The following is a 25,834-nucleotide window of genomic DNA, read 5'->3' as shown; positions in this document are numbered from 1 at the left end:
CAGTCGACACAGGGAATTTGTGCCTTGCCTTCAACCCGGTTTTTCTCGCGTTTGGGTATTCGGCCGCTCGCAATGCGGCTGCTTGCATACGTATTGCTGTTCAGCCTGATCATCTCGCTGGTAGCCACCGGCGTGCAGATGATTGGTGAGTTCGAACGCCGAAAATCAGACCTTCAAGAGACTCAAAAACGCGCCGCTGGCCTAGTTTCTGGGGCCATGAGCAATAATATCTGGCTGATGAATTTTAGCGAGGTGGCCAACAGCTTGGATGACATGCGGGCCGTAGAAGCCATTCATTACGCCAGAGTTGTCACCTCAACCGGCGAGCAGTTCACCACAGGCAGCTACCCGGAAGGCCGGGTTATTTCCCAAACGTTCCCGCTGGTGTTCAACCGGTCCGCCTTTCGAGGCCCGGAAGATGTGGGCACTCTAACCCTCACCTCTTCCGTAGAACAAGTGTATTCAGACCTTCGCAATGGCGCGCTGATCAATCTTTTGTTCCAGTCGATTGTGGTGATGTTGGGCACTCTGGGGCTAGTGGTGATCGTTCGTCTTATGCTTTCCCGCCACTTGGAATCGATGGCTGATTACGCGGCCAAGCTTAATTTAGACGCGTTGGTCGATCCACTGCAACTCAAGCGCAAACCGCCCCGAACCCCGGATGAGCTGTCTGAGCTTGAGCACGCGCTTAATAAAATGCGCCTGCAAATTCTTGAAGACACCCGTTCACTCCGGCAAGCCACCCTGCAGTCGCAGGGTGAGCGCGATGAGGCTATTCAAGCCAACCGTGCGAAAAATCAATTTCTGGCCAATGTGAGCCATGAGCTGCGCACGCCTTTGCAGTCAGTGCTCGGCTACGCCAATCTGCTGACAGACACACCGCTGGATCAGGAACAACGAGACTACGTACACACGCTGCTCAACGCCTCTGAAAGCCTCTCTGCCATTATTAACGACCTTCTCGACATATCCAGCATGGAAGCCCAAAAACTGGTGCTTGAGAAGATTCCCTTCGACTTGCGGGAGACTCTAAACGACTTGGTGCACATGCTCGGCGGGCGCGCCCGCGAAAAAGGGCTCGCACTGGAACTACGCATTGAGGAAGAGCTACCCTGGGCCTTGCGGGGCGATCCTGTACGCATTCGGCAGGTGCTCATCAACCTGGTGTCCAATGCGATTAAATTCACAGATTCAGGGCATGTGCTGATTAGCATTGAGGTGCTGGGGCGGCGCGACGATAAAGTTCGCCTGCGTTTGGCTGTGGAAGATACGGGGGTTGGTATCAACCCGGAAGATGTGCCGCTGGTGTACGAGCCCTATGTTCAGCTAGGCCAGAGATTTCAGCGCCAACTTCCCGGTGCCGGGCTGGGGCTAACGATTTGCCGCCAACTCGTTACTCTAATGAATGGTTCTTTGGATGTGGAAAGCCGGCCCGGGGAAGGCTCTACGTTTTGGGTTGAGCTAACCCTACCGACGGCACCCGAGAGCACAGCAAGGGTGCGCCCGGATGCACGTATGATTCGGGGTAAGCGTGTTCTTGTGGCGGATTCCTACGAGCTGTCCCGTAAAATCACACTGGAAATGCTGTCGCGCCATGAGGTTCACATAGAGGCGGTGAAGTCCGCTGGGGAAGCTCTCACATCGTTACGCTTGGCGTTCGACAATCAGGAGCCGTTTGATGCCATCATTTTGGATGGCTTTTTGCCGGATATGGACAGTGATTTGCTTTGCAAGCAGGTTCGAGACAACTCCCTGTGGGCCGATACACGGCTTCTCATTCTCTCTTCAAACCCCCAGCGCGGCGATGCCGAGCACTTCCGCCAAGCGGGTGCAGATGCGTTTCTCAGCAAGTCTCTGCGGGAGTCTTGCCTAACGCCTATTCTCAACAAGCTTTTTGAAGATTTATCAAAGGATAAGCGGCGCTTCCGTACTCGGTTTTCCCTCCAGGCTACCCATGAAACGGGCAAACATCAGAAACTGGATTTGCGCCGCATGAGGGTGTTGTTGGTAGAAGACAACCCGGTAAACCGTACCCTCACCCGCAGGCTATTAGAGAAGCTTGGGTGTGAAGTGATGACGGCCAATGACGGCGAGGCGGCAAACAGCCTGTGGCAGCTGCATGCATTTGACCTTATTTTTATGGACTGCATAATGCCCAAAGTTGACGGCTTTGAAGCAACCCGGCGCCTCCGCGCTTGGGAAGCAACCCACAATCGCACCAGAGTGCCTGTGGTGGCGCTAACAGCCAGCGCCATGGAAGAAGATGAAGAACGCTGCCGCCGGGCAGGCATGGACTCTTTTGTTGCCAAGCCTGTTAACATTGAAACGCTGCGGGCAGTGCTGGACCAATACGCCCGTGGAGCTTCGAAATGAACGTAAACTGCCCTACCTGCAAGAAATCCGTGGAATGGAAAGACACCAACCCTTGGCGCCCATTCTGCTCGGAGCGTTGCAAGCTGATTGATTTCGGCGCTTGGGCCAATGAGGAATATCGGGTTCCTGCAGAGACAGCGTCTCCCGAAGATCTGGATCAAGGCGGCGATACAACACGCCACTAACCCTCCTCAGGCCAAGGTCCGTCTTCGTTCTATCTCGTCCCCGTAATGGGCTTACACGCTTGTAAGTTGTGGTGCAGCAGGTAGCCCGTTACCATTCAAACCGTTATATCTATCGTTATTGTCGGCAGTTCCGGCTTATTACTCGCACTGCAATTAACAAGGTAAAAGTATGAATGTATCCCGTGTTTCCGTTTTGGTTCTTTCTTTAGCCGCTGCCCCAGCGTTTGCCAGCGACCTGAACTTGAGCCTAACCAACGAGTCCGTAAAGGCACAGGTTAACTACTTCGGAAACAACAGCGAACTGCAACTGGGTACCGGCTACACCTACCATGAAGGCAGCCGCCACATTGGCAATATCGACTTTCACGCGCAAGGCCGCACCGCTCTTGGCAACCTACCCACAACCGCTGGCATCGGCATGCGCGGCATTGTTTGGGATCAAGACAGGTTTAACGGTGGCGCAGTGGGGCTGGGCGGTTTTGCGATTGTGAATATCCCGAAAGCACCGGGCCTATCGTTTATGGGCAGCCTGCATTATGCGCCCAGCATTCTCTCGTTTGGCGACTCGGCTGATATGACCAGCATTGAGTTGCGCGCCAACTACCGGGTTATTCGCAATGCAGAGGTTTTTGCCGGTTACCGCTACTTGAACACAGAACTGGACTTTCCATCCGACCCTGATGTAAATCTGGATGAAGGCGTCATGGCTGGTATGACAATTTTCTTCTAACACTGCTTTTGCACGGGCAACCTGATATGCGACTGACACTGGGGCTACTTCTTTTCTCTGCGATTACGCTAACAACCGGATGCAGCGGTGATTCCGCTATTGACGGGGCAAGAGAGCAGCCCAATTCGTTTGCGGGTGAGAAAAATCCCGCGAACGATTTTAGCCCCGGTAGCACCGGAGACTCTGGAGATAACAGCGGTCTCGCAGCCAATGAAGTTCGCGTAACCATGGAGTTGCCCGGTGGCCTTGCGCCAGACGGAGAGCCAACTCGCCGCAACCTTCGCATTGTGAAACCCGATACTGTTCGGGTGTACCAAACCAATAGAAACCTGCAGGTACTTGGCGCCCCGGAATACACCACCCGGGAGGATAGCAACGGCGTAACTGTGATCACCTTTGAGAACGGGCAACCCCTAGCTCCAGACGTTGTCATTGAGGCCCAATATGGCAATGCTGTTTTACGGGCGTTAGCAGCCGACGCTGACCGCGATATCAAGGTTAACCCGTTTTCCGAATACCTCGTGCGCAACACACTTACGCAATACTCCGCCAGCGAGTTCCAGCGCATTCTGGATTGCGCAGATGAAACCAGCGACACTCTGTGCATCAACAAATACGTTTGGCCCGCGTTGGCTGATCAAGTTCACGATTTCGAGATTGATATCCCAACCGGAGCTAGCATTGCAGGCGCACTGGATCTACTCGCCCAGCGGGCAGACTTTGCCAGCTATGTTGTTTCAGCGGCAAGTTACCCGTTGCTGGATAACCAGTCGTCAGACAGCATTTCTGCGAGCTCAGCGGAATACAACTCTATTTTTATGGGAATAGAGCTGGGCCAGACGTTTCTCGAAAGTAGCTTAACCGGCTCTGGCCAGTGGGGTATTCGCACCGGGCGTGAGGAGTCCACCAGCCCCAGTGCCGAAACAGCCTACACTTATCCCGGGCTAACCTTGGCCAGCCTTGATGTTTTCAATATCAACGTTACCTCCCTTGCCTCGCAGATTCCTTACGACCGAAAAACGTTGATCCATAAACAAGGCAACGAGTTTTTTACCCGGGGTACGGACACCTGGGCTTTGAACTCCCATTCAACCTCCCCCGGTGGCGCTACACTCGATAGAGATACTCGTTTGCTGGCCGTGCGCGCCCTTTATCAAAGCATTACCGGCAGAAACAGCTCGAGAACCATAGGTTGGACCCGCAACCCTTACTTTCTAGACGCTTACGTTGGCGAAGCGGGCGGCGACAACCTTGGTCCAGACCGAGCTCTGGCGGGCTATTTTAGCGCAGGCAAAGCCATTCAATTGGAATCAGAGAATGGCAAACTTGCACGTAAACAGACGCTGGAAACCCAGTACGTATCTTCACTTCAGCTAAACCTATTACGGCAGGAAGGCTTTGATGCGAACACTCTGAACGGCCGGGATTACAACCTCGTTTATTTTGCCACTCGGTTTTCAGAGTCCACAACGCCGCTACAAGTTGAGTCAGGAAATGGGTCATGGCAAGTGCGTGCTAACGCAGACAACAGCGCCATCACGCAAACGCAAACCTATAACACCTTGAGCCGCGACAGCTCTGGAGCCGTTTTGGTGGGTGGTGCCAGCGGCCGCTCAGACAACTGGATCATCACGCCTCGCACCGCACGCCTGAGCACGGGAGATAAAAATATCGGGCGGCTCAATCTCGATGTAAATAACCCGGCTGGGCCATTCGGACAGCCGGATTTGGGCGTAGGCGCCAGCGTGCCCGATGGCTCCCTGATGGCGTTTAATCTTGTCAATGCTGCGTCGTCTAGCGGCATTATTGGCGATGGCCTGCTCATCGCTGCAGAACGGCGCCCGTCACCTGCGCCACAATCTGGCCGTTACCGGGTTCAAGGTTTTGCTATGGGCATGGGTGATGGCCTCAATAGGCTGGTTCACCTGAACGACGGCACGCTCATTCTCTCCGGTAGCACCGCTAACCTGAACAGCAACACCTTAAACGTTGTTCACTCCGTTGATAATGCAACGGTGGCGGCGCCTTCCTCCGGACAAGTGTCTACAACTTTGGAGTACAGCGACAAAGGCAATGGCGAAGTGAGCTTTACTGCCGGAGATCTGTCGCTCACAGGTTTTGTAACGCCTGATCAAACCCAGTTCTTCTTATTATTCCGCAACACGGTTAATGGCGAGGAGCAGCGAGGCCTTCTTATGGCAACCAAGCTGCCGTGAACCCTCTGGCAACCTAGCTCGTACAACCTGTTATAATCTTGAACATTGCGCCCAGTGTTTATAAGTTTGCAGACTACAAAAACAAGTTGTTACGAGAGGTTTTATGTTCCCCGCAACGCGTGCGTTGATGCTGGTTATCCCCTTAATGGTTTTTGCCATCGCAGGTGGCCTTCACACACCGTCGAATCCTTCAGGGAACAACACGGGCTCAGAGCCTGCTCTGGATTCACTCCCGCCCCTGCCTGCTTGGGCTCTCGCCGGTTTGCCAGATTTTTCTAGCTACCGGGACACCACCGAAAAGAAAGTCGCTTTTTTCTCGTTTCTATATCCGCGCATTGTGCTTGCCAACTCCCGCATCCTAATTGAGCGGGATTACCTTGATAGCCTCACCCGTAAAGAGACCTTATCCAAAAAAGAGCACATCTGGCTTGCAGCTCAAGCCAAGCGTTTACGCGTGGATGAAGAGCCCGGCACGCCAGAGCAGTTCAATCTTCTGCGAAAGCGGCTAGACGTTATCCCGCCCTCGCTTATTTTGGCTCAAGCAGCCAATGAGTCCGCCTGGGGCACGTCGCGCTTTGCCCTGCGCGGGAATAATCTGTTCGGCCAATGGTGTTTCTCGAAAGGCTGCGGTTTAGTGCCACGAAACCGCGTAGAGGGCGCCAGCCATGAAGTAGCCGCCTTTCCTTCGCCATATCACTCCGTTAGGGCTTATATTCAGAACCTTAACCGGCACGCGAGCTATCAAGGCTTACGAAACACCCGCCTTGATGACAGAGACTCAGGCGATCCGCTCTCGGGGCTTACTTTAGCTCGGGGGCTGGTAAGCTATTCTGAGCGCGGGGAGGAATATGTTGATGAAATTCGGTCAATGATTCGTTATAACAACCTTGAGTTCTACGATACCGAATTCCGAAAGATTTTAAACGATCGCAGCCCTTTGCATTTGAAGAGTCTGGCATCAGCTAGTGCTGAGCAGGTCTTACTGCCCGGGCATATCAGTGGCTCTCCTGCTGAGGGCTAAGAGTCAACTAACGTTTAAACATTCTTGCTTTCAAATAACAGAGACATTTTCGAATGCTTTATTTTTTGCCTGCACCGCTAAAAGGCACTCTAGCGGTTCTGCTTGTAATATCGAGTACCCTCGTACTTTTTCCGTTTTTGATGTTTTTTGCACTGCTGAAACTGGTGCTACCGGTTACAGCTATTCGCAAAGGCTGCACAGTCATATTGAACGGCATTGCTCGGCTATGGATAGGATTCAACAATCTTGTAATGGATACCCTACACAAGATTGAGTGGGATGTACGAGGCGCGCAGCATCTCAGTCAGAAGCATTGGTACTTTGTGACCTGCAACCACCAGAGCTGGGCCGATATACCGGCAATACAGTATGTTCTTAACAGCAAGATTCCGCTGCTCAAGTTCTTCTTAAAAAAAGAGCTGATTTGGGTACCACTGCTAGGCGTAGCTTGGTGGGCGTTGGACTTTCCATTTATGCATCGCCACACCAAAGAACAGATTGCCAAGCGGCCGGAGCTGAAAGGTAAAGATATTGCAGCAACAGAGGCAGCCTGCGAAAAATTTCGTTATACGCCGGTGACTATTTTTAATTTTATGGAAGGCACGCGGTTTACACCCGCCAAGCATCAGCGCCAAAACTCTCCATACAAACACCTTCTCAAACCACGCGCTGGAGGTACAGCTTTTGTTTTGGGGGCGATGGGCGAGATGCTGCATACCATGCTGGATGTCACCATCGTTTACCCCACAGAACAGCCTGTCGGCATTTGGGACTATCTCAGCGGGCGCATTCAAAAAATTACTATTGATATTGAAGTGCGAGAAATTCCGCCTCAGTTTTTAGGAATGGACTACGAGAATAACCGTGAAACCCGGGTGGAGTTTCAGCGCTGGGTCAGTGCACTCTGGGCTGAAAAAGACGCTCGCATTGAAGCCCTGAAAAACGAGAGCTCTAAAAACCTATAACCCAAACCCCATAACCCACAATCAGCGGGTTTGCTACAGCAGCCCGAGCTCTCTGGCCCGAACCGTTGCCTGAGTTCGGGAACGCACTTCAAGTTTTGCATTCAGCCGGCGGGCATGGGTTTTGACCGTGTGTAGCGAGATATGCAAGGTGTCGGCAATTTCCTGATTCGACAACCCCTTGGCAATCAGTTCCAACACAACCAGCTCCCGCTCGCTGATGGGCTCAGCCAGTGAAGCCGGTGACTCCCCTGCCGCTAAACCAAACAGGCGACCAAGAGCATCCCGAAATGGGGTTTTCGGGAGCTGGCTGAACGCTTTTGCCATCAGATCGCTTAATTCCAGTTTCAATTCCGCAAACGGGCTTATGAAATGCTCCTTGGCTGCCTCGGATACTACCGCAATAAGTATATTTTGCGCAGCTGCAAAGCCTTTGTCTTGGTTGACCAATATAGCTTCCAACAAGCGCATGTGTAGGTCTACCCCCCAGGGAATGGCTTCGCCATGGCGCTTGCGCGTGCTGGATAGCGACTCACGGGCGTTAAGGGTTTCACCTCTGGCGAGGTCTAGCCGCACCTGAAGGCAGTCGAGCAAGCCCGGCATCATTGGGAACAGTTCTGGCACACAGCCAGCTTCTCTGTAGGGCTGTAGCTTTTTAAGTGCCTGTGCAACGCTCTCCAGCTGATTCTGAGCTAGCCAGCAACTCGCTTTAAGGGCTTCGAGCACTGGCACGTATAGGGATTCATCCACTTGCCAGGTATGCATGGTTCGCTCAGCCCTGCCAACCCAAGCGAAAGCCTCTTCCAAGCGACCTTGAGAGCGACACATCAGCACTCGAATAGCCATGGCCAATAACAAACCGAGATCGCGTGTTTGTTCCGCGTGGCGACCACAGGACACCAGTAAACGATCTGCCTCGGCGTCACGCCCCTGATGCCAAAGCACAAGCACCAGATTCAGCTGAAGCCTGGTTTCGCCAATGCGCGCAGGCCGCGCCTGTTCCTGTATTACTGTATCCAGTGCAGTTCGCAGCAGCTGTTCTGCATGCTTCAACGCACCTTTCCCCAACTCAATTCGGGCATGGGCGTAGACTGCCAGCGCTTCAGACCCGGAGTCGCCCGCCTCTCTGGCCAAACGCGACGCCGCCCGGTTAGCCTCGCGAGCATCCGAAAACCGACCAGAGGCGCACAATGCACTGGCGCGAACCATTTGCGTAACAAGCTGGCCCTGAGGTGAAAACTCGCCGCCAGAAAGAGCAAGGTCCGCCATTTCTAGCGCTGGTACCACCTGCCCTTCGCCACGCAGAATAAACGCCTTAAGCGCATAGATCCGTGCTTCGTATTCCTGATAGCTCTGATCATCCATGCCATCCAACAGCGTTTTTGCCTGCTTGAACTGCCCCCCGATAGCATGTACCCAACTGTACACAATTCTCAACCTTGGGCTGCGCTCGAGCAACTGGACGGGTAGGCTCTTGCGCAAGCGCAGTAGCGAGGCAGTGTCCTGCCCCAGAAGAAGCGCTTCGGATCCTTCAGATGCAATGCGAATGACTTCTTCCGAGTCCCCGGCTAACAATGAGTATTTCAAGGCTTCGGGGAACTGGTCGCGACTGCCGAACCATCGGCTCGCAGCGAGCATTCTATCGCTATACCCAGCCATAACAGGGGTTCTCAACCACTCCATCAATAGCGGATTGAGCCGGTACCAGCGCCCCCACCCCGGCATAACCTTTACCGGCAAGCCACGTTCGTAAGCCTCGGATGGCAGAAGAAAACCGTCTGGAATGAGCGGCTCCAAAGCCAAAAGCAACTCATCGGAACAGAGCCCAAGTTCTGACATAGCTTTTAAAGAGCGCAGCTGGCCATGAGCCAAGCCGCCCAGTACAGACTCCTTTAGGAACCGCTCCACGCCGGGCGCTTCTGAAACCGCGTGCCTGTCGGCGCTTTGAAGAATATCGCGGCGGTACAGAGCAAGGGGCGTGGGCCAGCCTTCTGTCAGGTCGTATAAGTGATCTATGGCTACACTGGTGAGCTGTTGAGTGTTCAGCACATCGCGGAAAAGTTCAAACGTTTCACCCCGACTGAACTCCAGTTTTTCAGGCCCTATACGGGTGAACCGGTTTTCCAGCTCCAAAGCGTGGGTTTCATAAGGCAATGCCTGCCGGGAGAGCATGACAACAGAAAAGTGTGACGGAATATCTGCAACCAATTGCTGCAGCAAAACAATGACCGCGGGGTTTGTAATCTGGTGCAGGCCATCCAGAACCAGAACAGAGCGTTGCTCAGTTGGCTCTCTTTTTAACGCCAGCAGCATTATGGCCAGAACATCGTGAAAAGTGGTGCCCCCCTGCAGACTAATATCGCAAGATTCGGGAACATCCAAAGCCACAGACAGTAGGTTTAAAAAACGGGTGGGCGCGTTGTCTTGACAGTTAAGCGGCAGCCACCGCACACAACCTTCCGGTATGCCAGCTGCCTTAACAGCCGTTGCAACCGTGTGGGATTTACCGTAGCCACAGGGGGCCTCAACAAAAAGCACGCCCTGCGGGGCTAGGGCATCCTTAACCAAAGCATCCAGATGGGGACGCTCCAAAGAATGTTCAGGCAAAACGGGTGCCTGCAGTCTTTGCCTAAGCAAGTCTCTTACAAGCTCGCCTCGCTGCAGCCCACTGTTTGCAGATTGGAACTCGTCATTGGCTGCATAGCCATCACGGAATGATTTCACACGCTGCCCCGAATACAACTTTAGTAGTGTTAGAAGGTTAAACCAACTAAGGGTCCGGCTGCAAAGTTTTGACGTGGAAGCTATTAATTTGGCGGCAATTTTTTATCGCAGAAACAGAAACGGCGGGCCAAGGCCCGCCGTTTCTGAAAGATCCACTTTACCCTTAGCGGGTGCCCGCACGGCGCAATGCCGCTGGCGTGTAATCTCGTGATTGGCGCTGAACACCAAACTGGTACGGATCCACCTCTTCGTTTGTCAGGCCTAGCACTAAGTAGCGACCGGACAGAAGGTCGTACAGGGTCTCAACCGCATACCAGGGCACAACCTGATCATAGAACTGCATGGAGTGGGCTTCCGCCACACGCCAGAGCTCACCACGGCCATCGTAATGGTCGATAACGGCAGCCTGCCAGGTATCTTCATCAAAAAAGAAGTCTCTCTGGCCATATATGTGACGCTCACCATCTTTAAGGGTTGCGCGTACATGCCATACACGGTGGAGCTCGTAACGGGTCAAATCTTGATTTATGTGCCCCGCTTTAACGATCTGGTCATAAGTTAAGTCACGGTCAACAAGCTTGTAGGAGTTGTATGGAATGTACATTTCCTTTTTGCCAAGCAGTTCCCAGTTATAACGGTCTGGGGCGCCGTTAAACATGTCAAAGTTATCCGAGGTACGCATGCCATCAGATGCTGTACCCGGTCCGTCGTACGCTACCTGCGGGGCACGGCGAACACGTCGCTGGCCAGCGTTGTAAACCCATGCACGGCGTGGCTCTGACACCTGATCAAGCGTTTCATGAACCAGCAACACGTTACCAGCCAAACGTGCTGGAGCAGTAATAGCCTGCTTGAAGTAGAACAGCACGTTGGCATCTTCGCCCGGCTTGTAATCCTGCAGGTAGGTTCTCCAGCTCAGCTCATCCTGAAACTTTACAATGGAGTAAGCACCGTTTGCTGTAGGTGTTGCCTGCCCAACATTACGCTGAACAGAGCCACCACGGTAACGGGTGATGTGGTTCCAGATCACTTCCAACCCGTTCTGGGGAATCGGGAATGGCGTCGCGCTCTGGTAGTTAGCCATGCCGTTACCATTCTTGATCAATTCCGTTTTCGTCGCGTTTTTAATTGTCTCGTCCATTACGTCTTTCGGGTAGGCACCTGTACGGTGCGTCTCGTATACGGGAAGGACGTAGTCTGAGTACTGCTTGATCATCGCCACCTGCCCGGGGGACAGTTTATCGGCGTACTCTGCAACGTTGCTCTGATCAATGGTGAACTGTGGCTTCTCGTTCGGGAACGGGTTTACATAAATGCCGTCGCCCTTGTACCCGGCTGGTGGTGTTGTAAGGCCGCCATCCCACGCAGGAATAGCACCGCCATTACCTGCCTTTTCTGCACCCATGGGCGTTAGAGTGTCACCCAATTTAGCCGCTTCTTCGGCAGAAACTGCACCCCAAGCCTGACCTGCAAACAGACTCGCCGCCAGAACACCCGTGGCCAGTAGTTTATTGTTTAGTTTCATTTAAAATACCTCGTTAAACGAATTCTTGACGGTTTAGAATGAGTAGGAAACGCTAGCACTCACGAAATCCCGATCAGTCAACTCGTTATACGGCTTGCCACCGAAAAAGTTTGTGTAACCGATGTTACCGGTAATTTTGTTCTGGTAAACCGCTTCAACGGACAAGCCAATCGCCTTGTTACCTTCGTTAAAGGCACCACCGGGCTGCGGGCCATAACCTTCTACATCATGACTCCAAGCCAACTGCGGCGATAGGTTGATACCCGCAAAGGCATTCGGGTAGCTCCATACCAGACGGGAACGGTAGCCCCAGGAAAAGTCTGTGGTGAACCCGTCATTCGTGCAGTAGCTTGCGTTGATGTTGATGCCTGCCGCACAAACGTCAACCATGTTTCCACTGCCATCATCCGTTGGCAATGTGCCAAGGCCGAAGGTACCTGAACGGCCGTAACGAGCCTCATCAAGACCTGGGAAGTCATGAATGTAAGTGGCGCCAAACTCTGTAATCAGCGACACACGGCTTGCGCCCATAATCTGATCAAAGAACTTAATCAGTGTGAACTGGACCTGAGACACGCCAAACCGGTCGTTACCCGAGACTTTGGATCCTGGCAAAAGCGTACCACCCGCTTCTTCAAGGCGTTGCTGCTCCAACTTACTGACTGGGCTGCCGTCGACTGGGTTTTGTAATCGAATACCACCGTATATCAGCTCAAACGCGTTCCATTGCAGAGGCATTTTGTCGCGATAGGAGTACTCCGCGCCCAATGACCAACCACCCGGAGTGTTGGTGTTGATACTGATACCGTAAAGGTTAATATCTTCAGGATATTCAATAAAGTAGCTCGGGAACTGTTCACCAGTGTCTTTGATAGTGCCGCTTACATAAGGCAGACGGCTGTTGTACTTGATGTAATAGAAGCCCAGTTCCGAATCGTTCAGCGCAGGCACATACCAGCGCATTGCCACACCAAACTGGTCTTTTGAGCCGGCTTCCTCATCAGCAAGACGCGGGGCTATAAACCCTTGAGCAAGAGCCTGAGAGTCTGGCAGCTGACCTGCAAGCAATACCGGGCCACAGCCATCGGCTGCAAAGTCATTAGTAGAGAAAAATGTTCCGCAGTCATCCGGGCGGACAGGCGCCCAATCTGTCTGTACAAACGTTTCCAGTGTGACGTTCTCTGTAACACCTGCTGACATGTAGAACATCTCAACAGGTAGAAGAGCATCTTTGAGCTCAGAGCCAGGTGCACGGAAAGCGGGTATATCAACAGGGTTGATCGTGTTTATCCCTCCCTGAATAAAGGTACTCTCACCCCAGCTCAGCACTTGCTTACCGTAACGTACGCTCAGGGGAACATCACCCAGATACCAGTCGGTAAACACATAAGCGTCGAGAATTTCACCACCCGATGCGTTGCCTTTGGCAGAGCTGTTGAGTTCACGGCGCTGACCCACATCATCAACTGCTCGCCTCTCGTCTTTCAGTTCGAAGTCATACCAGTAACGACCGCGAACCAAACCACCGATACGAGTCAGGTACTGGCTATCGACTGCATAATCAAGGAACAGTTCACTGTTACCTTTAACAATCTTGGAGTAGGTGTCACCCTTATCAAAGTTCAGGTTACCGTCATCATAGTTGTTTGTTGATGCGCCCTGAGTGGTGTTGGCAAACTGCGGGCCCAAGTTACCTTGTGCTATCAGGCGCTGATCGCGTTCGGCAACTCGCCACCCTGCACCAGCAGAGAGCGTGGTGTTGAACTGCGCTTCCACATCCCCGATGTAAAAAGAGTATGCAGATGCGTGGCCGGACATACCGGCCGCCACTGCCACGGCAAGCGGTAATCTTGTCCAACGCTGCCATTGATGTGTTTTTCTTGTCATTGGAAGGCTACTCCATTGTTGTTCTGAGTCGCTGCTCTGATTATTGGTATTCACGAAGTATTGGAGGCTTCATGCACAGTGCTCGTGATGTAGGCACTATAGCTAACGCTGTCCAGTGCTTTGATCAGTCAAAAGTATGATTTTGCTCTCACTACCTGCTCACCGCTCCGATCAGTGTCGGGTTTACTCGCACGCATTCACTATAGACAAGAATTCCGGATGCAACCACTTTGCTTTTGATGGTTTTTTCCACGGTTAGGGCTTATGCGGTGCTTCCAGATACTCCTGAGACTGCATTTCCAGAAGGCGCGATTCCGTGCGTTCAAACTCGAAGCTCAAGCGTCCGCCGGAGTATAGCTCTGTGATAGGTGCTGCAGCGGAGATAATGACTTTTACATTGCGATCATAAAACTCGTCAATCATGTTTACGAAGCGACGAGATTGGTCATCTTTGTCACCTCCGAGCACAGGCACATTACTGATAATGATTGCATGAAACTGGCGAGCCATTTCAATGTAATCATTCTGGCTGCGCGGCCCGTCACACACGTCTTTGAAATCAAACCAAACCACGTCATCCGCGTGCGCTTGGGCCGGAATCTTACGGCCATTAATTTCCATGCTTTTACTGTGCTTGCCGGCCTCAACCGCCAGCGCTTCAAAACTTTGTCGCAAGCTGGCGTCAGCATCGGCACCCAGCGGCGAGTAATAGAGTTCGGCTTGCTCCAGCGTTCGCAGACGATAGTCTACGCCGCCGTCTACATTCACCACGTCTGTGTATTTATTTACAAGCGCAATGGCTGGCAGGAAACGCGCCCTTTGCAGCCCATCTTTATATAGGCCATCGGGAATAATATTGGACGTACACACCAGTGTTACACCCCGCTTGAACAGCCCCTCCATCAGGGTTGCGAGGATCATGGCATCGCCGATATCGGAAACAAAAAACTCGTCAAAGCAGATTACACGGGCTTCATCAGCAAACTTTTTAGCCACCAAATCCAAGGGGTTTTTTTCGCCTTTGAAGCTTTTCAGTTCTTGGTGAACACGTTGCATAAAGCGGTGGAAATGCACGCGCATTTTGCGCTTAAACGGCAGGGACTCGTAAAAAGTGTCCATTAGGTAGGTTTTGCCACGGCCTACCCCACCCCAGAAGTAAAGGCCTTTAACGGGTTCTTCTTTGCCTTTTTTAAACTTGCGCCGCAATTTGGTTACGGGTTTGCTGCGTTCGCTTTCCGCTTCCACCAGTTTGTCGTACAGTGTCTGCAGACGCTGCACGGCATCGGCCTGTGCAGGGTCTTTATGAAACTCCGGGTGCTCAAGATCCTTTTGGTAACGCTGCCAAGGTGTCTGGTTTGCAGTGCTTTCAGAAGGCATAGAATCTGTCATCAGGAATTCCCGGGGTCTGATCGTTGATTTTGGCGGCGTATTATCGCGTATTTACGTTTTTTTCGCCACGCTGGCAGGTCTCTGGGCAATACGACGATTGGCGCAGCATTCAGGCATGGGCTGATGGGGCTGCGGGCGTTATACTCATTGGTACGGATTGGCTCATTTTTAAGGCAACAGGACGACACAGCATATGACAAACCTGATTCTGGCAGCGATTGCCGCATTGATTGTTGGCATTGTCATCGGAGTGGTTTTTGGCCGTTCGGGACAAGGTTCTTCGCTTCGGCAGCGCCGTGCGGAACAACAGGCAGAAGAGTTGCGTAACGAGTACACCCGCTATCAGGCTCAGGTAAACGAGCATTTTATGGAGTCCGCGGATTTGCTGCGCCGGTTCAATGATGTTTACCGGGATGTGAACCAGCATATGGCTCGCGGGGCTAATCGTCTTTGCAACGATGAAGACTGGATGGCAGAGCTTGCTGAGCAGACTTCCCGCAAGCGCTTGGAGGAAGTCAGTGAAGATGGTCTTGAGCCACCCAGAGATTACGCGCCCAAGACTTCCGGGACGCTTTCTGAGGACTTTGGTTTAAAGAAGGGTGATAAGGCTGCCGAGGCCTGAGTAAGGGCAGCTATCTAAACTGGATTATCGCAGTCGATAAAACGGTGTTTGACTCCAAATTCTTTTTCTAGCGCCTCTCCCAGTGCTTTCACTCCATAGCGCTCTGTGGCGTGATGACCTGCGGCGTAATAATGGATTCCGCACTCGCGGGCAGTATGAGTGGTGGGTTCGGAAATCTCGCCACTGAGATAGGCGTCGAGGTCAGCATCAATGGCTGCATTGATGAAACCTTGAGCAGCGCCGGTGCACCACCCCACCCGTTTAATGTCGGCCTTCCCGGCTCCGACTTTTAGCGGCTCGCGGTGGAGCGCTCGGGCAATATGAAGGGAAAACTTTTCGGGGCTCATAGCTTCCGGCAGCTCGCCTTCCCACACCAGTCCATTTAACGGGCGGGGGTTCTCAATACCGAGGATATCTGCCAATTGGCGGTTGTTGCCATATTCTGGGTGATCATCCAGCGGTAGGTGGTAGGCAACAAGGTTGATGTCGTTGTCCAACAGGCGCTTTAAACGTTCACGCTTCATACCTCGAATTCTTTGATCCTCACCTTTCCAGAAGTAACCGTGGTGAACGATCAGCATGTCGGCATTGGCTGCTATGGCAGCTTCTATAAGATCACGGGAGGCGGTTACGCCGGTGACTATGGTGTTGACCTCACTTTTACCTTCGACTTGCAGGCCGTTGGGGCAATAGTCCTTGAATTCGTCTGGCTTCAGCCATTCGTTGAGTTTGGCGAGAATGCTGTTGCGGAGTGCCATGAGTTGCCCTCTTTTAACTTAAACACTGGAGTTATCGGCAGGCAGGACGGAGGGGCTTTCCGGGAACCGCTACGAGCCCCCTGCGGGGTCCGGACAGCAATCACAGATTGCTGTCGTTCGGCTGCGCACGAAGCTTCGCTTCATATACGCTTGCCTCACCCAACTGCGCTTGTCGTCGGCCATCCTTGGCCGCCGGCATTCCCGGAAAGCCCCACCTCCCTGCCTGCCTCGATCAAACTTTGGTGGTTTACAGGGATTTAAGGCCGGTAATTAGTGCGTCATTTTGCTCCGGAGTGCCGATGGTGATTCGTAAGAACTCGCTGATTCTTGGCTTGTTGAAATGGCGCACGATGATGCCTTGCTCTCGGAGCGCTTTCGTCAGGCTTTCACCAGACTGCTCATTGTGCCGGGCAAATACGAAGTTGGCTTTCGAAGGCAAAACTTCAAAATTCAGGCCTTCCAGACTACTGGTCATGCGCTCCCGCTCAGAGATAACGCCCTCGCAACACTTCTGAAACCAATCCTGATCTTCATAGGCAGCCTTGGCACCGGCTAATGCGAGCCTGTCCAAAGGATAGCTATTGAAGCTGTCCTTAACTCGATTTAGCGCTTCGATCAGGTCTGGCTGGGCGATAGCAAACCCAACTCGCAAACCAGCCAATGAACGGGCTTTAGAGAGGGTTTGGCAAACAAGCAGGTTGGGGTACTGATCCACAAGCTTGATGGCGGATTCGCCGCCAAAATCCACATAAGCTTCATCGACCACGACAACACGTTCAGAGTTGGCCCGCAGGATAGTCTCTACATGCTCCAGCCCAAGATAACGGCCCGTGGGCGCATTGGGGTTGGGGAAGATGATCCCACCGTTGGGCTGTTTGTAGTCATCCGGATTGATTTCGAAGCTGTCTGTGAGGGGTACTTTGGTGCCTTCAATATTGTAAAGACCGCAGTACACCGGGTAGAAGCTGTAGGTTACATCCGGGAACAGGATGGGTTGGCCGTGCTGGAAGAGGGCATAAAATATGTGAGCCAGCACTTCGTCTGAGCCGTTGCCGAGAAATACTTGCTCGGGTTTTACGCTGTGATAGTCAGCGATGGTTTGGCGCAGGCTTTCGCCTTCGGGATCCGGGTAGAGGCGCAGGCTGTCATTAAGTTCTGCTTCAATAGCTTCTATAACTTTCGGTGACGGCCCGTACGGGTTTTCGTTGGTGTTTAGCTTTACCAAATTCGCCATTTTTGGCTGTTCGCCTGGTACATAAGGAACCAGACTTTCCACCATTGGACTCCAGAATTTACTCATCGTTTTGAATCCTGTACTCAGCTGAACGAGCATGGGCAGTAAGCCCCTCACCTCGCGCCAAAACCGACGCAACACGGCCCATACGGTCTGCGCCCTTGGCGCTGAAACCTATGATAGATGAACGCTTCTGGAAGTCGTATACACCCAGCGGCGAAGAGAACCGGGCTGTACCGCTGGTGGGCAACACATGGTTCGGGCCTGCGCAGTAATCGCCCAAAGCTTCAGCCGTATATCGGCCCATGAAGATAGCGCCAGCGTGACGGATTTCATCCAATAAGGCTTCTGGAGCTTCTACCGATAGCTCCAAGTGTTCGGGAGCAATGCGGTCGGACACCTTGGCCGCTTCGCTTAGATCTACAACCTGTATCAAAGCCGCCCGGTCAGTCATGGAGGTGCGGATAATGTCCGCTCGCTCCATGGTGGGTAGCAATTTGTTGATACTGGCTTCGACGGCATCTAAAAAATCGGCATCCGGGCTGATCAATATGGACTGGGCTTGCTCATCGTGTTCAGCCTGAGAAAACAGATCCATGGCGATCCAGTCCGGGTCAGTTTTGCCGTCGCAGATCACAAGAATTTCCGAAGGGCCAGCGATCATGTCGATGCCGACAGTGCCGAAGACTTCCCGCTTGGCTGTGGCAACAAAGATGTTGCCAGGACCAACGATTTTGTCGACAGCAGGGATGGTTTCTGTGCCATAGGCCAGAGCGCCAACGGCTTGCGCACCACCTACAGTGAATACACGATCAACACCTGCAATAGCGGCGGCGGCAAGAACCAAATCGTTCACCACACCATCCGGAGTGGGCACAACCATAATGACTTCGCCTACACCGGCCACCTTGGCGGGAATAGCGTTCATCAAAACAGAAGAAGGATAAGCCGCTTTACCGCCAGGCACATACAGACCGGCACGATCCAATGGCGTCACCTTCTGGCCTAGAACAGTGCCGTCTTCGTCTTGATACTGCCAAGACTTCTGGTTCTGGCGCTCGTGATAATCCCGAACCCTATCCGCAGCCTGCTCCAGCGCCACGCGCTGGTCTTCTGGAATCGCCTTCAAAGCCTGCTGCAAACGGCCCTGGCTCATCTCCAGCTCAGCAACGCTGCTCACACTCAGCCGATCAAACTTCTCCGTAAACTCCAGAACCGCCTGATCACCGCGAGTTTTCACTTGATGCAGAATATGACGCACTGACTCGTTCACCTGATGATCAACACTGTCATCCCAAGCCAGCAGCGCAGCTAGCTGGCTATCGAAGTCATTTTGGGAGGCGTTTAATCGTTTGATGTTAACGGTCATTTCTCAAATCCTGCTTTGGATTGATGGTTCACTATTGAGGCTATCTAATCTACCGACTGCAGACCAGAAAAAATGCTCGAGAAGAGCTTTCAAACACCTACAGTTCGAGGAAGCGATTGGGGCCAGCTTTCCAAAACTGTGCGAAGCCATGGATGGCGTAGCCAAGCGTACAAGGACGTATTTACAGCGTGTTTTGGAAAGCTGGCCCCAATTGCTTCGTGCACTACGGTCAGTGCCCAAAGCTCTTCCCGCACAATGCTCAACGTAACTCTAGCGGCGTTTATCCACAGCAGCCGCCATCTTCTCAATGATGGGATTAATCTGCTGATGCTTCATCTTCATCGAAGCACGATTCACCACCAGCCTCGTGCTAATGTGATCAATCAGCTCACGGGCTTCAAGACCATTTGCTTTCAGCGTATTGCCGGTATCTACGATATCAACAATCTCATCAGCCAAACCCAAAATCGGTGCCAACTCCATCGCACCATACAGCTTGATGATGTCCGCCTGCCGCCCCTGCGCCGCATAATATCGGCGGGCCATATTAACGAACTTGGTTGCTACACGGATGCGGCCGGCAGGGGGCGTTTCGCCCTTAGGTCCAGCCGTCATCAAACGACAACGGGCAATATTCAGATCCAGCGGCTCATAAAGCCCTTCTCCGCCATGCTCCATCAGCACATCTTTACCCGTTACACCCAAATCCGCACCACCGTACTGTACATAAGTAGGCACATCGGTTGCGCGGAGAATAAGCACCCGCACATTAGGATCTGTGGTGGGAAACACCAGTTTGCGGGATTTTTTAATATCATCAACTAGCTCAATCCCGGCTTCCGCCAGTAATGGCAGGGTTTCTTCCAGGATTCGCCCCTTCGACAAGGCGATGGTAATGGAATCTGTCATGCGTCCTTCCGGTTTCCCGTTTGTGTCTGTCACGCTGGCAAACGGCGGATGCTTCCACCCAGCAGTTGCAGTTTCTCTTCAATGCACTCATAACCACGGTCAATATGGTAGATACGATCAATAATCGTATCTCCGTCGGCCAATAAGCCTGCGATAACAAGGCTCGCGGAAGCGCGCAAATCCGTCGCCATAACTGGCGCACCTGTAAGGTGCTCAACACCCTTGATAATGGCTGCGTTACCCTCAAGGGTGATATCAGCGCCCATGCGAGTCAGCTCTTGTATGTGCATGAAGCGGTTCTCGAATACGGTTTCAATGATGGTACCTGTGCCTTCTGCTACGGCGTTCATAGCAGCAAACTGGGCCTGCATGTCAGTTGGAAAAGCCGGGTAAGGCGCGGTACGAATATTGACTGCCTTTGGCCGTTGGCCTTTCATATCCAGCTCGATCCAGCCAGGACCAGAAGTGATGTGAGCGCCAGCCTCTTCCAGCTTGAGCAACACCGCGTCTAAAAGATCCGCACGCGTATCTTTCAATTTTACCCGGCCGCCGGTTGCAGCCGCTGCCACGAGATAGGTACCGGTTTCGATGCGGTCTGGCAACACGTTATAATGACAACCGTGCAAACGCTCGACGCCTTCAATCTCAATGGTCGAAGTACCGTGACCGGTGATCTTCGCGCCCATGGCAATCAAGCACTCGGCCAAATCCACCACTTCTGGCTCACGGGCGGCATTCTCAAGAATGGTTTTGCCATCAGCGAGGGTTGCAGCCATCAATAGGTTTTCTGTGCCGGTTACCGTCACTACATCCATGAAGATGTGCGCACCTTTCAGGCGGCCGTTGGTTTTTGCCTTGATATAGCCGTTCTCTACCTTGATCTGTGCACCCATTTGCTCAAGGCCTTGGATGTGCAGATTTACCGGACGGCTGCCGATGGCACAGCCGCCTGGCAAAGACACTTCCGCCTCTCCAAAGTGCGCTACTAGCGGACCAAGAACCAAAATAGAGGCACGCATGGTCTTGACGAGTTCGTAGGGTGCGTGGAACTGGGTGATGGTATTGGCGTGTATCTCCACACTCATTTTCTCATCGATCATCAGATCCACGCCCATGCGGCCCAGCAGCTCGATCATGGTGGTAACGTCGTGCAGATGCGGCAGGTTGCCAACCGTTACCGGCTCATCTGCCAGCAAGGTTGCAGCAAGGATTGGAAGCGCGGCGTTTTTGGCTCCCGAAATCCGGATTTCGCCGTCCAGAGGCTTACGGCCCCGGATTAATAATTTATCCACAATAATAATCCTGTCGTATGCGAGCAGTTCAGCTCTGACCTCAGCTCTGGCGCGCAGCCCATTCAGCCGGTGTAAACGGTTTCGGGTGAAGGGCGTGAATAGTGCCATCCATAATTTGCTGGAATAGCGCTTTGTTGATCAGCTGCTGCCGCTTTATGCTCGACAGACCTTCAAAAACCTCACCTATAACAACCACCATGTAATGGTTACCGTCGATCTGCACCTGCACTTCGCAATCGGGCAGTGCTTGTTTGACCAACTGGGTGACTTCGGTGGCGTCCATAGTAAATCCTCAGGTATTTATGAAATCAGGGGCGGGATTGTAACCAATCCGCGAGGTTGCTCAAAGCGGCAAGCGAAACGAGACGATCAGGCGCACCAGTGAAAGATATAGAAACGCCCTGCTTTTCCGCCAGCCGAGCCCAGCAAAGAAGCATTGAGAGGATAACACTGTGGGTCGTAGCCAAGCCCGCCAGATCCACCTCTAGCCCCTCGCTGGCGGCTGCAATCAGGCGCTCGCCCTCTGCGCGCATTGGCGCGACGTTATGGGCATCGATCGCGCCGGAGACAAACAGTACGCCTGCCTCCAGCTGAACACTCGGGGCTCCAGTGCTCATGACTTATCCATTTCGTCTTCCAGGTTGAGTGATTTCACGGCGTCGCTCCACCCATCAATCACCACCTGAACCTGTCCACGGTTGGCTTCCATCTCTTGGGTAAAACGGTCCCGGAAGGCTAGCCCGATATTCACACCTTCAACAATCACATTTTCCATCATCCAATTACTATCTTCCTTGCGGTACATGGAATAGGTAACTGAATGACGGTTTCCGGAAGCGGTAATCACTTCCATGGCCACAGAAGCGCGGTTGTCGTCCTGTGGGTTAATCGTGGCATCGTTCACGTTGATCTTAAAATTTTCAGCGCTCACCAGCGCCTGCGCGTAGCTGTCGAAAAGGCTGCGCTTAAATTTGGCCACAAACTCATCCCGTTGTTCGGGGGTGGTTTGGCGGGCATAGCGGCCCATAACTCGCGCTGCAATTCGGCGGAAATCAACAAAACCGTCTAACGCTTCATCCATATTTTGATAAAACGCTTCGGGATCTCGCTCATAAAGCCCGCGCTCAGACATGAGCTTATCCACTAACCGCTGGGTATTTTCGTCTACGTACTGCTGTAAATCTTCTTCCGGACCTGCCTGAACCGATGCCACACAAAACGCCATCAGTGTCAGGGCGAGAAAAAATCGTTGTGTAAATGCAATCATCTGGCTTCTCCTGCTCTGGTGCTCAACTGGCTTATTTGCCAGACGCAAAATTGCTGATCAGTCGCTCAATGTTCATAGCAGACTGAGTGGCGTAAAACGTGTCACCCGGCTTGAGGGAGTCCATGTCACCGCCAATAGATATATCAATGTACTGCTCACCCAGCAGACCGGATGTACGTATTACTGCGGCGCTATCTGCCGGAATATTGTCCACTTCGCCGTGAATGGACATGGCAACCCGCGCCTGAAAGGTTTCTTTGTTCAGGGTAATGGAGTCGATACTACCGACGGTTACACCTGCCATAGAAACCCTGCCACGGGGCGTGATACCGCCGGTGTCGTTAAAGTCAGCATAAACGGTATAGGTGCTTTTGGCCGACTTGGGTGATAACCCACTTACCTGCAGCGCCAAAAACAGTAGCGCAGCCAACCCGGCAAGCATAAACAGCCCAACTGCAATATCCGTTGTTCTTTGTGTCATTACCGGCTCCCGGTGTTATCTCGTCAATCGTTAATCAGAAGTTGCCGAACATTACGGCAGTCAGCACAAAATCCAGACCCAACACAGCCAGCGAGGAATAGACCACCGTTTTTGTGGTGGCAGAGCTGATTCCCGCAGAGGTGGGCACACAGTCGTAGCCTTGGTAAACAGCAATCCAGGCACAAACAAAACCGAAGACAACGCTTTTTATCACGCCGTTTATAACATCATCCCGGAAGTCCACAGAGGCCTGCATGTTGCCCCAGTAGGAGCCTTCAAAAACACCAAGCCACTCAACGCCAACCAACATGCCACCCCAAATGCCTACCATTGAAAAAATGATAGCCAATACCGGCATAGCTATAAAACCCGCCCAGAGCCTTGGGGCGATAACCCGGCGCAACGGGTCTACACCCATCATTTCCATACTGGAGAGCTGCTCTGTGGCTTTCATTAGGCCGATTTCAGCAGTCAGCGCAGAACCTGCGCGGCCAGCAAATAGCAACGCCGTCACTACGGGCCCAAGTTCCCGCACCAAAGTAAGCGCAATCATCTGACCGATAGCGGCTTCGGAGCCAAAATCACTAAGTATGGTGTAGCCCTGAAGGCCCAGCACCATACCGATAAATAAGCCGGAAACAACAATGATAGCCAGCGAAAGCACGCCAACCGAGTACAACTGTTTCAACAAGAGCGGGAAGCCCGTTACCGGGCGAGGAACGCCTGAAAGCACTCCTCCTAGAAACCGGCCAGCGCGCCCGATAGATATAACAAAGCTTATGCCGCTGCGCCCGAAGGACGCGATTCTGTCAATCACGAAACACCTCCGGCTAGCCCGAAGTCTTCGGCGGCCGCAGAAGATGGATAATGGAACGGCACTGGGCCGTCAGGATGCCCGTTTAAAAACTGCTGCACCTGTTCCGACGGGTGCGTCTGAAGCTCTTCCGGCGTTCCGGTTCCGATCACTTTTCCGTCCGCAATAATGCAAGCGTAGTGGCAGATACTGAGAGACTCTTTCACATCGTGGGAGACCAGAACGCTGGTAAGCCCCATGGAGCTGTTGAGATCACGAATGAGTTTTACCAGCACACCCATGCCAATCGGGTCCTGCCCGGCAAAGGGTTCATCGTACATAATCAGCTCAGGATCCAGCGCAATACTACGAGCAAGTGCCACGCGCCGATTCATACCGCCGGAAAGTTCTGAGGGCATAAGCTTGCGGGCACCGCGCAATCCAACAGCTTCGAGCTTCATCAACACTATGTCGTTTATCATGTCTTCCGGCAGCTTAGTGTGCACTCGCATCGGGAAGGCCACATTCTCGTACACGCTCAGATCAGTAAACAGCGCACCACTTTGAAACAGCATGCCCATTTTTTCCCGAAACTTATAAAGCTCCTTGCGGCGAAGTTCGGAGATCGCGTGACCATCCACCGTTAAACTCCCGGAATCTTGCCGCAGCTGGCCACCTATTAGGCGCAACAGGGTGGTTTTCCCACTGCCACTTGGCCCCATAATGGCGGTGATTTTTCCACGGGGAATATCCACAGTCACACCGTTAAAAATTCGGCGCCCTGAGCGGGAAAACACAACGTCTTTTAATGATATGTACGAACCCAAACCCATAGCTCTTACCTTTAAGCCCTTAGCTTCCACCCCGTAACTTGCTATTGAATCGATAACGCTTCGCTTTGGGGGAGCGGCTACATTATGCGAAGGAGCCTTCAAGCTCAATCTATGGTTCCCAAAATGAATTGATAGCAATGATCAATTTCGCTGAACTTACCGTAACCGAACTGCTCAACCCGCGGGAAATGTTATACTCCTTCAACCGAATCGCGCTCCCGTCTTTCAATTAGAAAGCATTAACGAGAAAGCAGGCCCTTCGCCCAATGACTGAACTCAAAGCACAGGATTTCCGGAACTCTGCACTTCAAGCCATACGCATTGAGCGTGACGCCATTAGCGCCCTAGAAAACCGCGTAGACCATCATTTTGTTCGTGCCTGTGAAGTTATCATGGCATGCAGGGGCCGTGTTGTTGTTACAGGCATGGGTAAATCCGGCCATATTGGCCATAAGATTGCAGCCACGCTTGCCAGCACTGGCACCCCCTCTTTTTTTGTTCACCCAGGTGAAGCCAGCCACGGCGACATGGGAATGATTACCAGCCAAGACGTGGTTATTGCCATTTCGAACAGCGGCAACACCAGCGAAGTGGTTACCATTTTGCCACTTATCAAACGGATGGGCGCGCCCTTAATCAGCATGACAGGCAATCCGGATTCCACACTGGCTAAAGAGGCTGTGGCGAATTTGGATGTCAGCGTTAAAACAGAGGCTTGTCCGCTTGGCTTGGCGCCGACGTCCAGCACCACTGCTACGCTGGTAATGGGCGATGCTTTAGCGGTGGCGTTGCTTGAAGCTCGGGGATTCAGCGCAGAAGACTTTGCGTTCTCGCACCCGGGCGGTAGTCTGGGGCGGAAGCTTCTCCTAAGGGTATCAGACATCATGCACGTTGGTGACCGCATTCCCATGGTTGATGAAGACACTACCCTCAGCGGCGCTTTGCTGGAGATATCCCGAAAGGGTCTGGGCATGACCACGGTAGTGAACGCCACCGGCACCATGACCGGAATTTTCACAGACGGCGATCTTCGCCGCACACTGGACAAATCCATTGACGTTCACACTACCCCTATACGGGATGTAATGACGCAAAATGGTAAAACCATCCAAGCGGATCAACTGGCTGCTGAAGCGCTTAACATTATGGAAGGCTTAAAAATCAGTGCACTCCCTGTTACTGACGGAAGCGGTGCTCTTGTTGGAGCCATCAACATGCATGACCTGCTGCGCGCCGGTGTTATCTGAGAAACACAAATCAAAAG

23 protein-coding genes are annotated in these 25,834 nt (G+C 52.7%); 8 read left to right on the top strand and 15 right to left on the bottom strand.

The genetic code is table 11. From position 1 onward, the window contains the following. The first annotated feature begins 72 nt into the window (after window positions 1–72). The 6 genes from MWU62_RS10520 to MWU62_RS10495 all read left to right on the top strand — a co-directional run bounded on the left by MWU62_RS10520 (window position 73) and on the right by MWU62_RS10495 (window position 7,490). Window positions 73–2,373 (top strand): response regulator, encoded by a 2,301-nt coding sequence (locus MWU62_RS10520; RefSeq protein ID WP_247114796.1) that lies wholly within the window; start codon window positions 73–75, stop codon window positions 2,371–2,373. After that, window positions 2,370–2,558 carry a DNA gyrase inhibitor YacG gene (yacG, locus tag MWU62_RS10515; RefSeq protein ID WP_200365002.1) on the top strand — a complete coding sequence of 63 codons (189 nt, stop codon included), beginning with the start codon at window positions 2,370–2,372 and terminating at the stop codon, window positions 2,556–2,558. Before MWU62_RS10520 ends, yacG begins: the two co-directional genes overlap by 4 nt. Before the next feature lie 169 nt (window positions 2,559–2,727). Then, window positions 2,728–3,288, top strand: coding sequence for a YfaZ family outer membrane protein (locus MWU62_RS10510; RefSeq protein WP_247114795.1), 561 nt, complete (start codon window positions 2,728–2,730; stop codon window positions 3,286–3,288). A 26-nt stretch (window positions 3,289–3,314) separates the two neighbouring features. Then, window positions 3,315–5,504, top strand: a complete 2,190-nt coding sequence (locus MWU62_RS10505) for a hypothetical protein (protein WP_247114794.1) — start codon at window positions 3,315–3,317, stop codon at window positions 5,502–5,504. A gap of 103 nt (window positions 5,505–5,607) precedes the next feature. Continuing rightward, a complete protein-coding gene (locus tag MWU62_RS10500) occupies window positions 5,608–6,525 on the top strand; it encodes a glucosaminidase domain-containing protein (RefSeq protein WP_247114793.1) in 918 nt (305 codons plus the stop codon). Between the two features lie 53 nt (window positions 6,526–6,578). Next, window positions 6,579–7,490 (top strand): acyltransferase, encoded by a 912-nt coding sequence (locus MWU62_RS10495; RefSeq protein WP_247114792.1) that lies wholly within the window; start codon window positions 6,579–6,581, stop codon window positions 7,488–7,490. Between the two features lie 33 nt (window positions 7,491–7,523). Here the strand turns inward: MWU62_RS10495 and MWU62_RS10490 are convergent, their stop codons facing one another. From MWU62_RS10490 to zapE, 4 genes are all read right to left on the bottom strand, one after another. Next, window positions 7,524–10,211: a LuxR C-terminal-related transcriptional regulator gene (locus MWU62_RS10490; RefSeq protein ID WP_247114791.1), complete on the bottom strand. Its 2,688-nt coding sequence runs from the start codon at window positions 10,209–10,211 to the stop codon at window positions 7,524–7,526. A gap of 163 nt (window positions 10,212–10,374) precedes the next feature. Then, on the bottom strand, window positions 10,375–11,736 hold the full coding sequence (locus tag MWU62_RS10485; protein ID WP_247114790.1) for a DUF1329 domain-containing protein: 1,362 nt from the start codon (window positions 11,734–11,736) through the stop codon (window positions 10,375–10,377). 33 nt (window positions 11,737–11,769) lie between these two features. Beyond that, a complete protein-coding gene (locus MWU62_RS10480; RefSeq protein WP_247114789.1) occupies window positions 11,770–13,623 on the bottom strand; it encodes a DUF1302 domain-containing protein in 1,854 nt (617 codons plus the stop codon). A 255-nt stretch (window positions 13,624–13,878) separates the two neighbouring features. After that, window positions 13,879–15,012 carry a cell division protein ZapE gene (gene zapE, locus MWU62_RS10475; protein WP_247114788.1) on the bottom strand — a complete coding sequence of 378 codons (1,134 nt, stop codon included), beginning with the start codon at window positions 15,010–15,012 and terminating at the stop codon, window positions 13,879–13,881. A 193-nt stretch (window positions 15,013–15,205) separates the two neighbouring features. On the opposite strand from zapE, the gene MWU62_RS10470 reads away from it, so the two are divergent. Continuing rightward, window positions 15,206–15,634, top strand: a complete 429-nt coding sequence (locus MWU62_RS10470) for a YhcB family protein (protein ID WP_200365020.1) — start codon at window positions 15,206–15,208, stop codon at window positions 15,632–15,634. Between the two features lie 14 nt (window positions 15,635–15,648). Here MWU62_RS10470 and MWU62_RS10465 read toward each other — a convergent pair whose 3' ends face one another. The 11 genes from MWU62_RS10465 to MWU62_RS10415 form a co-directional block, all read right to left on the bottom strand. Beyond that, a complete protein-coding gene (locus tag MWU62_RS10465) occupies window positions 15,649–16,392 on the bottom strand; it encodes a Nif3-like dinuclear metal center hexameric protein (protein WP_247114787.1) in 744 nt (247 codons plus the stop codon). 247 nt (window positions 16,393–16,639) lie between these two features. Beyond that, window positions 16,640–17,692 carry a histidinol-phosphate transaminase gene (gene hisC / locus MWU62_RS10460; protein WP_247114786.1) on the bottom strand — a complete coding sequence of 351 codons (1,053 nt, stop codon included), beginning with the start codon at window positions 17,690–17,692 and terminating at the stop codon, window positions 16,640–16,642. After that, on the bottom strand, window positions 17,685–18,995 hold the full coding sequence (gene hisD, locus MWU62_RS10455; protein WP_247114785.1) for a histidinol dehydrogenase: 1,311 nt from the start codon (window positions 18,993–18,995) through the stop codon (window positions 17,685–17,687). Before hisD ends, hisC begins: the two co-directional genes overlap by 8 nt. A 270-nt stretch (window positions 18,996–19,265) precedes the next feature. Next, window positions 19,266–19,904, bottom strand: coding sequence for an ATP phosphoribosyltransferase (hisG, locus tag MWU62_RS10450; protein WP_247114784.1), 639 nt, complete (start codon window positions 19,902–19,904; stop codon window positions 19,266–19,268). A 29-nt stretch (window positions 19,905–19,933) separates the two neighbouring features. After that, complete coding sequence (gene murA, locus MWU62_RS10445) at window positions 19,934–21,196, bottom strand: UDP-N-acetylglucosamine 1-carboxyvinyltransferase (protein ID WP_247114783.1); 1,263 nt, start codon at window positions 21,194–21,196, stop codon at window positions 19,934–19,936. A 40-nt stretch (window positions 21,197–21,236) separates the two neighbouring features. Further along, window positions 21,237–21,479, bottom strand: coding sequence for a BolA/IbaG family iron-sulfur metabolism protein (locus MWU62_RS10440; protein ID WP_247114782.1), 243 nt, complete (start codon window positions 21,477–21,479; stop codon window positions 21,237–21,239). Between the two features lie 25 nt (window positions 21,480–21,504). Beyond that, window positions 21,505–21,813 carry an STAS domain-containing protein gene (locus tag MWU62_RS10435; protein WP_247114781.1) on the bottom strand — a complete coding sequence of 103 codons (309 nt, stop codon included), beginning with the start codon at window positions 21,811–21,813 and terminating at the stop codon, window positions 21,505–21,507. Further along, window positions 21,810–22,463 (bottom strand): ABC transporter substrate-binding protein, encoded by a 654-nt coding sequence (locus tag MWU62_RS10430; protein ID WP_247114780.1) that lies wholly within the window; start codon window positions 22,461–22,463, stop codon window positions 21,810–21,812. Before MWU62_RS10430 ends, MWU62_RS10435 begins: the two co-directional genes overlap by 4 nt. 31 nt (window positions 22,464–22,494) lie before the next feature. Further along, window positions 22,495–22,944 carry an outer membrane lipid asymmetry maintenance protein MlaD gene (gene mlaD / locus MWU62_RS10425; RefSeq protein WP_200365039.1) on the bottom strand — a complete coding sequence of 150 codons (450 nt, stop codon included), beginning with the start codon at window positions 22,942–22,944 and terminating at the stop codon, window positions 22,495–22,497. Between the two features lie 34 nt (window positions 22,945–22,978). Next, the gene (mlaE, locus tag MWU62_RS10420) at window positions 22,979–23,761 is read right to left on the bottom strand and encodes a lipid asymmetry maintenance ABC transporter permease subunit MlaE (RefSeq protein WP_247114779.1); all 783 of its coding nucleotides are present in this window, start codon (window positions 23,759–23,761) and stop codon (window positions 22,979–22,981) included. Beyond that, on the bottom strand, window positions 23,758–24,570 hold the full coding sequence (locus MWU62_RS10415) for an ATP-binding cassette domain-containing protein (RefSeq protein ID WP_247114778.1): 813 nt from the start codon (window positions 24,568–24,570) through the stop codon (window positions 23,758–23,760). Before MWU62_RS10415 ends, mlaE begins: the two co-directional genes overlap by 4 nt. Window positions 24,571–24,836: 266 nt before the next feature. On the opposite strand from MWU62_RS10415, the gene MWU62_RS10410 reads away from it, so the two are divergent. Beyond that, window positions 24,837–25,817 (top strand): KpsF/GutQ family sugar-phosphate isomerase, encoded by a 981-nt coding sequence (locus MWU62_RS10410; RefSeq protein WP_247114777.1) that lies wholly within the window; start codon window positions 24,837–24,839, stop codon window positions 25,815–25,817. Window positions 25,818–25,834 lie beyond the last annotated feature (17 nt).

This window comes from Marinobacter sp. S6332 (assembly GCF_023016045.1).
In the GTDB taxonomy this organism is placed as follows: Bacteria; Pseudomonadota; Gammaproteobacteria; order Pseudomonadales; family Oleiphilaceae; genus Marinobacter.
Note: the sequence above shows the minus strand (reverse complement) of the source record. Positions and strands in the feature narration are given on the sequence as shown.

What these genes read in the sequence shown, in the direction of transcription:
- MWU62_RS10435 (WP_247114781.1), bottom strand. Translation starts at nt 21,813, where the DNA reads ATGAGCACTGGAGCCCCGAGTGTTCAGCTGGAGGCAGGCGTACTGTTT.
- MWU62_RS10500 (WP_247114793.1), top strand. Translation starts at nt 5,608, where the DNA reads ATGTTCCCCGCAACGCGTGCGTTGATGCTGGTTATCCCCTTAATGGTT.
- mlaD (WP_200365039.1), bottom strand. Translation starts at nt 22,944, where the DNA reads ATGACACAAAGAACAACGGATATTGCAGTTGGGCTGTTTATGCTTGCC.
- hisG (WP_247114784.1), bottom strand. Translation starts at nt 19,904, where the DNA reads ATGACAGATTCCATTACCATCGCCTTGTCGAAGGGGCGAATCCTGGAA.
- MWU62_RS10430 (WP_247114780.1), bottom strand. Translation starts at nt 22,463, where the DNA reads ATGATTGCATTTACACAACGATTTTTTCTCGCCCTGACACTGATGGCG.
- MWU62_RS10470 (WP_200365020.1), top strand. Translation starts at nt 15,206, where the DNA reads ATGACAAACCTGATTCTGGCAGCGATTGCCGCATTGATTGTTGGCATT.
- MWU62_RS10440 (WP_247114782.1), bottom strand. Translation starts at nt 21,479, where the DNA reads ATGGACGCCACCGAAGTCACCCAGTTGGTCAAACAAGCACTGCCCGAT.
- yacG (WP_200365002.1), top strand. Translation starts at nt 2,370, where the DNA reads ATGAACGTAAACTGCCCTACCTGCAAGAAATCCGTGGAATGGAAAGAC.
- MWU62_RS10495 (WP_247114792.1), top strand. Translation starts at nt 6,579, where the DNA reads ATGCTTTATTTTTTGCCTGCACCGCTAAAAGGCACTCTAGCGGTTCTG.
- hisD (WP_247114785.1), bottom strand. Translation starts at nt 18,995, where the DNA reads ATGACCGTTAACATCAAACGATTAAACGCCTCCCAAAATGACTTCGAT.
- MWU62_RS10485 (WP_247114790.1), bottom strand. Translation starts at nt 11,736, where the DNA reads ATGAAACTAAACAATAAACTACTGGCCACGGGTGTTCTGGCGGCGAGT.
- zapE (WP_247114788.1), bottom strand. Translation starts at nt 15,012, where the DNA reads ATGACAGATTCTATGCCTTCTGAAAGCACTGCAAACCAGACACCTTGG.
- MWU62_RS10415 (WP_247114778.1), bottom strand. Translation starts at nt 24,570, where the DNA reads ATGGGTTTGGGTTCGTACATATCATTAAAAGACGTTGTGTTTTCCCGC.
- hisC (WP_247114786.1), bottom strand. Translation starts at nt 17,692, where the DNA reads ATGAGTAAATTCTGGAGTCCAATGGTGGAAAGTCTGGTTCCTTATGTA.
- MWU62_RS10505 (WP_247114794.1), top strand. Translation starts at nt 3,315, where the DNA reads ATGCGACTGACACTGGGGCTACTTCTTTTCTCTGCGATTACGCTAACA.
- MWU62_RS10520 (WP_247114796.1), top strand. Translation starts at nt 73, where the DNA reads ATGCGGCTGCTTGCATACGTATTGCTGTTCAGCCTGATCATCTCGCTG.
- MWU62_RS10510 (WP_247114795.1), top strand. Translation starts at nt 2,728, where the DNA reads ATGAATGTATCCCGTGTTTCCGTTTTGGTTCTTTCTTTAGCCGCTGCC.
- MWU62_RS10410 (WP_247114777.1), top strand. Translation starts at nt 24,837, where the DNA reads ATGACTGAACTCAAAGCACAGGATTTCCGGAACTCTGCACTTCAAGCC.
- MWU62_RS10465 (WP_247114787.1), bottom strand. Translation starts at nt 16,392, where the DNA reads ATGGCACTCCGCAACAGCATTCTCGCCAAACTCAACGAATGGCTGAAG.
- MWU62_RS10480 (WP_247114789.1), bottom strand. Translation starts at nt 13,623, where the DNA reads ATGACAAGAAAAACACATCAATGGCAGCGTTGGACAAGATTACCGCTT.